We start from the raw sequence: 5739 nt of genomic DNA, 5'->3' as shown, positions 1-5739 counted from the left end.
TGCTTAACGTTGTAAAGAGTTCACTTGAGCCGTCGTATCGGCTAATTTGCTTCCCGCATGGGGGGGGTAGCGTCCAGTCGTTCCGTAATTGGTCGGACTATCTCCCTGACGACATTGAGCTTATTTGCCTGGATCTTCCCGGGCGCGGCAAACGATCAGCGGAGGCCGCCATTCGCAGCATGGACGTACTGGCACCCATGGTTGTCGAGGCGCTCCAAGAATACAGCGATAGGCCTTTTGTTTTCTTCGGCCATAGCGCAGGTGCCCTCGTGGCCTACGAGATTGCCCGCTCCCTGGAGGAGGCCGGTCGGCCATCTCCCTTCCATGTGGTCGTGTCTGCCCACCCGTCAGCGGATCTGCCCCCGGAAGAGCCGCCCATGTATAGATACGCCGATGATAAGCTAATCGATGTGATTCGTACCCTTGGCTTGGTCCCCAAGAAGGCGCTGGCAAACGAGAAACTGCTGGACTTCATTTTGCCGCCCCTGCGGGCTGACTTCGAACTTGCGGAGACTTACGACCGAAACCTGCCAACGCCTCTCAATGCGGCGATCACCGCAATGGGGGGGGCTCAAGACGAAACGGTCAATACCAATGATCTCGACAAATGGCGGCGGCTCACCAGGTCGCGGTTCGCCCGGATTATGTTTGAAGGCGATCACTTTTACACGCATTCTATGACAGAGGAGGTAGTGTCTAGCCTCCTGCGCGAGGTTGGGGAGGTGAAGCGACAACTTCCCGCTTCCATCCACCACGGCGAAGTCTTCCCCTATAGTAATCTAACGCTGCATGAGCGATTCCGCAAACAAGCGGCTCTCACCCCGAACAGTCCTGCCATCGTTTCAGTGGCTGCGACCACCACATATCGTCAACTCGATGACCTAAGCGACATCCTATCCAGGCACCTCCTTGGACATGGTCAGAGCCGAGGTTCCCGCGTGGGTATCCTGTTGGATACCTCGCTTGAATACGTCGTCGCGTTGTTCGGTATTCTTAAGGCAGGGGCGGCTTACGTCATTCTTGACAAAGCCCAGCCCGTTGCAGCGCTGAAGCGAATACTTGAGAAGGCATCTGTTGAAATCGTAGTCACCAGCCACCGTTTCGCAGCTAAGCTTCCGCCTGACTGGCCTGGTATTGCGCTGTCGCTCGACGAGGGTTGGGAAGCACAACTTGGCAACGCCGGTCCGGCCAGTCCGCAACCGGTGGATCTCGATGCGCCTGCCGCGATTTCATTTTCGTCCGGCACGACTGGTGAACCAAAAGGGATCGTCTGTCCTCATCGAAGCGCTGTATCCTCTTACCAGTGGCGCTATAGCGCGCTGCCATATGCGTCTGGTGAGCGTGAGGCGGTCAATCTCTTCGGGGCCATCATGCGGCCGATCCTGGCCGGGATCCCAGCCTATCTGGTCCCTGACGACGTCATCTATGATCCGCACCAGCTGGTCGACTACCTGGAACGAAATCGAATTTCCAGAATATTGCTAACCCCATCACTGCTGGACGTGATTATCAGCAGCGGCTTCCTCGACCTCCCCTCCCGCCTTCCCGAGCTCAGATTGATCTACCTATCAGGCGAGGTACTAACAGCAGCGTTGCTTGCGCGGGTCAGGGACGCGCTGCCGCACATCAGAATCATCAATTACTACGGCGCAGCGGAGGCAAGTGATGTTTCGCATATTGACTTGAGCGAGGTCGATCCTGCGACAATACAAAAGGTCGCGCCGGTGGGTCCGCCTCAGTACAATGTCAGTGTCTATATCCTCGGGGAGCAACGCGATCCCGTCCCAATGGGGTTCTTGGGCGAGGTCTTCGTCGGCGGCGATGTCTTGGCTCATGGATATCTCGGCAGCCCAGAGATGACACGCGAAAGGTTCTTTCCCGACCCGTTTCGCGCAGATGGCACGATGTTCCGCACTGGCGATCTTGGTCGTATGCTGCCAGGTGGCCACTTGGAAATTATCGGGCGCTGCGCTTTTATGGTGAAGATCCGAGGTTACAGCGTCGTCCCCGGGTCTGTGGAAGCTGCCTTGCTTCGCTACGCCGGGGTCCGCTCCGCCGCCGTATTGCCTGAGCTCGATCCGACGACAGGCCAGCCGGACCGACTGGTCGCCTATGTGGTGCTGCACGATGGTTGCAGAGGCTGGGAGGCTTCTTTGCGAGCGCATTTAAAGTCCGAGTTACCGCATTATGCGATACCCGCGCATTTCGTGGCGGTACGGGAATTGCCTATTGCGGCAAACGGGAAACTTGATCGGTCCCACCTTCGCGGGCTCGCGCAAGAGCCGTGCGCTCTTGTGACCGGTACCAACGAGGTCGAACCAGCACTTCGCGCAGCCTGGCGGGACCTTCTCCAGGCCGAAGCTGCCGATCCGGACGACAACTTTTTTGACTGCGGCGGACACTCCCTTTTGGCTGCCCGCCTTTGCACGCAGCTTCGTGAGAGTCTGAAGGTGCAGCTCCGGGTAGTGGAGGTCTTCCTCAATCCGACCTTTAACGAACTCGCGGCTCTTCTCCGCAAACGCATTGGCGAGCAGGGACGTCCCCAAATCGGCAAGCTCTCCAAAACACCGCCAGTCTTGCCGAGGAGGCCGCCTGTGAAGGCGTTGGACCGTCGAAGCAGCCCCTGTATGGACATTGCGGTGATTGGTATGACCGCGCGTTTTCCTGGCGCAGAGACGGTGGACGCGCTGTGGGAGAACCTCTGCCAGGGGATATGCTCGATCACCTCGCTCTCCGCGCAGGAACTCAAGGCCCGGGGCATTCCGGAGGCTGTCCTGAAGCGCCCAGATTATGTGCGCGTGGGCGCCCATCTCAAAGATGTGGACCTTTTCGATCCGGCTTTCTGGAACCTTTCGAGGCGTGAGGCGACGCTTATGGACCCGCAGCATCGCCTGTTTCTCGAATGCTGCTGGAAGGCACTTGAGTCGGCCGGATATGCGCCAACCCAGCATGAAGGCCGGACCGGGGTGTTCGCAGGTTCTTCTTCCCCACTCTATCTACAGCACCACTTGAAGGGCGGCCTCAGCGATCCCCCCAACGCGCCACTCGCTTTCCTGACGGAGCTCGGCAACGAGAAGGACTACCTTGCCTCGCGCGTGTCCTACATGCTGAACCTTAACGGCCCAAGCATTGCGGTGCAAACCTCATGCTCAACTGGGTTGGTGGCGATCGCGGTCGCCGCTCAGTCGCTCGCGGCCGGCTATTGCGACATGGCGTTGGCAGGCAGCTCGAGTATCACCTTCCCTCAAGCGGGGTATCAGTTTGTCAAGGACTTCATTAATTCTTCGGATGGTGTGTGCCGGGCCTTTGATGCCGATGCCAGTGGCACGGTGCTCGGAGATGGCGTAGGGGTTGTCGTTCTCAAGCGCCTTGAAGATGCGCTTGAGGCGAATGACCAAATCCACGCGGTGGTAAAAGGATGTGCCATTAACAACGACGGCCGCGCCAAATCATCCTTCTCGGCGCCTAGCGCACGAGGCCAGGCCGAAGTTGTGCGCCAAGCACTTGCCTCCGCGGCACTTGGCCCTGAAGATGTGGAATATATCGAAACTCATGGGACCGGCACCAAGGTCGGTGACCCAATCGAGGTCCGCGCTCTGGCAGAGGTCTTCGCGGGGCAGGCGAACGCCTGTGCGCTCGGGTCAATCAAACCGAACATCGGCCATGCCAACATCGCCTCAGGGGTCGCGAGCTTCATCAAGACAGCTCTCACGCTTCAGCACGGAGTAATCCCCGCGACGATCAAAATCAATCGGCTGAATGAAGATCTGGGACTGGAAGACACGCCTTTCTTCATCAATGAGCAGCTTAGACCTTGGCCCCGTCCGCCGGGACGCTCACGAACTGCCGGAGTTACTGGACTCGGTATGGGAGGAACCAACTGCCATATTGTGCTGCAGGAATGGGACAGCGACAATGCAAGGGCTTGGCCCGGATCGATTGCACGGGGATCTCACGCCCTTTGCCTATCTGCAAAGACCCCGTCGGCGCTAAGCCGGGCCTGCCGGAATCTAGCTGCGTTCTTGCGGCGTAACCGCAGCATCGATCTTGGTGACGTCGCTCATACACTACGCGTGGCGAGATGCCAGTTCGCGCATCGAACCGTCGTTGTGGCGCGCAACCTGGACACGGCCATCGCGAGGTTGGAAGAAGAGGTGGATCGTACAGCTGATCGGACCCTTTCCTCGCCGTCGATTGGGTTCATGCTGCCGGGCTGCGGAGTACAGCACCCGCGGATGTTCAAAGATCTGTTCGATCACGTGCCGGACTTCCGCAATGCTTTCCTGACTTGTGCGGCCGCTTGTCGCCTGCTCCTGGATCGTGACCTGGAGACGGTCATGTTTGGGGAAGACGACGCATACCGGACGGCTTCCTTCGAAGAAATCAGTGTCGTGATTTTCTCCGTGCAATACGGCATGGCGCGTTTGCTAGAACTGTTTGGAGTGCGGCCCGATTATCTCGTCGGACACAGCATGAGCGAATACGTCGTGGCCACCCTGGCGGGCATTTTAAAAGTAGAAGATGCTGTTAGGCTGACGGTCGTTCGTAGCCGCGCGATGGCGAATCTTGGTATCGATGGTGCTATGCTTGCGGCAGGGTGCGGCCCGAACGAGGCTGAGCGTATCCTAACAGAGGACGATTGGAATGATAGAGCAAGAGCTGGCGAGATCAGCCTCGGCGTCGTGAACTCAAATGCCAGCGTCGTATTCACCGGCAAGCGGGAACTTCTCGAAAGATTTCAGGAAAAACTCGAACAGCTACAGATTTCCAACCACCTCCTTAATACAGGTGGCGTGCCATGCCATTCTCAGCTGACGAAACCAGCGTTCGACATCATCGACCAGCAGGTTCGCGCCCTCGAACAGTGTCTGCCGAATGTGGCCATTGCTCTGAACTCAGGAGCTCTGCATGAAGCGAAAATATCCTTGCCGGGCACCAACTTGAGCAGGCAAGCGATCGAGCCTCTCCGATTTGATCGTGCTCTCAAGCCCGTTGTCGCGGCTGGTGTAGTTGCACTCGTTGACATCGGGCCCTCACGAAATCTGGCGCGTCTGGCACAGGAAGCAGTCAACTCAGAGGACCGGAAGACCCGAATTCCATCGATCGTCCCAGCCGCGCGCGACGAGAACGATGAACAATCCACTGACCGCCATGTCCTTCTGGAATGCCTTGGGGCACTCTGGGCCGCGGGTGTTGCGGTGGATTGGAAACGGGCCAGTGATCAATTGGAACCGTTCGGTACTCGCCGTCGCATTCCCCTTCCAACGTACTCATTCGACGGTCACCGATGCTGGCCGGACGATCAGCCTACGAGCCGGAGGGTTCCGCGGCAGTCCGGGGAGCGAGAACAGCAAAGGGGGGAAGTGTTAACGACTCCAGGCAAGCAGTAAGAAGAAGAGAAAAGGGCTATGGCAGAAAAAGAAGTCGAATCAGGAAAGGTTCAACATGTTGAGTAACGATGATCCGAGGAGAATTTTTCTTGATGAAGTGAAAACTATTATCGGAGGTAACGAAATATGCTTAGATGATAACTTCTTTGATGTTGGAGGAGACAGCCTTATCGCCGCAGAGCTCCAAGCTAATTTGGATAAAAGCGACCACTGGAGGTCGCCGCAATTGGATGAGATAATTGAGGCGGCGACGTTCGGCGACCTGTACGAGCGAATATGCAAACGTAACCACCCGTCAAAATAAGGACACCTCAAAATTGGTGGCTAAATGTCCCAGGAGAACATTTGG

General features: G+C 57.4%; 2 protein-coding genes. Both read left to right on the top strand.

The window, feature by feature from the left end; genetic code table 11:
• Positions 1–44 precede the first annotated feature (44 nt).
• A complete protein-coding gene (locus AC0L17_RS33960; RefSeq protein WP_473518919.1) occupies positions 45–5390 on the top strand; it encodes an alpha/beta fold hydrolase in 5346 nt (1781 codons plus the stop codon).
• Between the two features lie 55 nt (positions 5391–5445).
• Positions 5446–5694, top strand: a complete 249-nt coding sequence (locus AC0L17_RS33955; RefSeq protein ID WP_473518918.1) for an acyl carrier protein — start codon at positions 5446–5448, stop codon at positions 5692–5694.
• Positions 5695–5739 lie beyond the last annotated feature (45 nt).

This window comes from Mesorhizobium sp. WSM4829, from assembly GCF_055811475.1.
This window is presented reverse-complemented; position numbering and strand designations above follow the sequence as displayed.

Excerpts from the sequence above, each read along its gene's own strand:
- AC0L17_RS33955 (WP_473518918.1), top strand. The coding sequence starts at position 5,446 with ATGTTGAGTAACGATGATCCGAGGAGAATTTTTCTTGATGAAGTGAAA.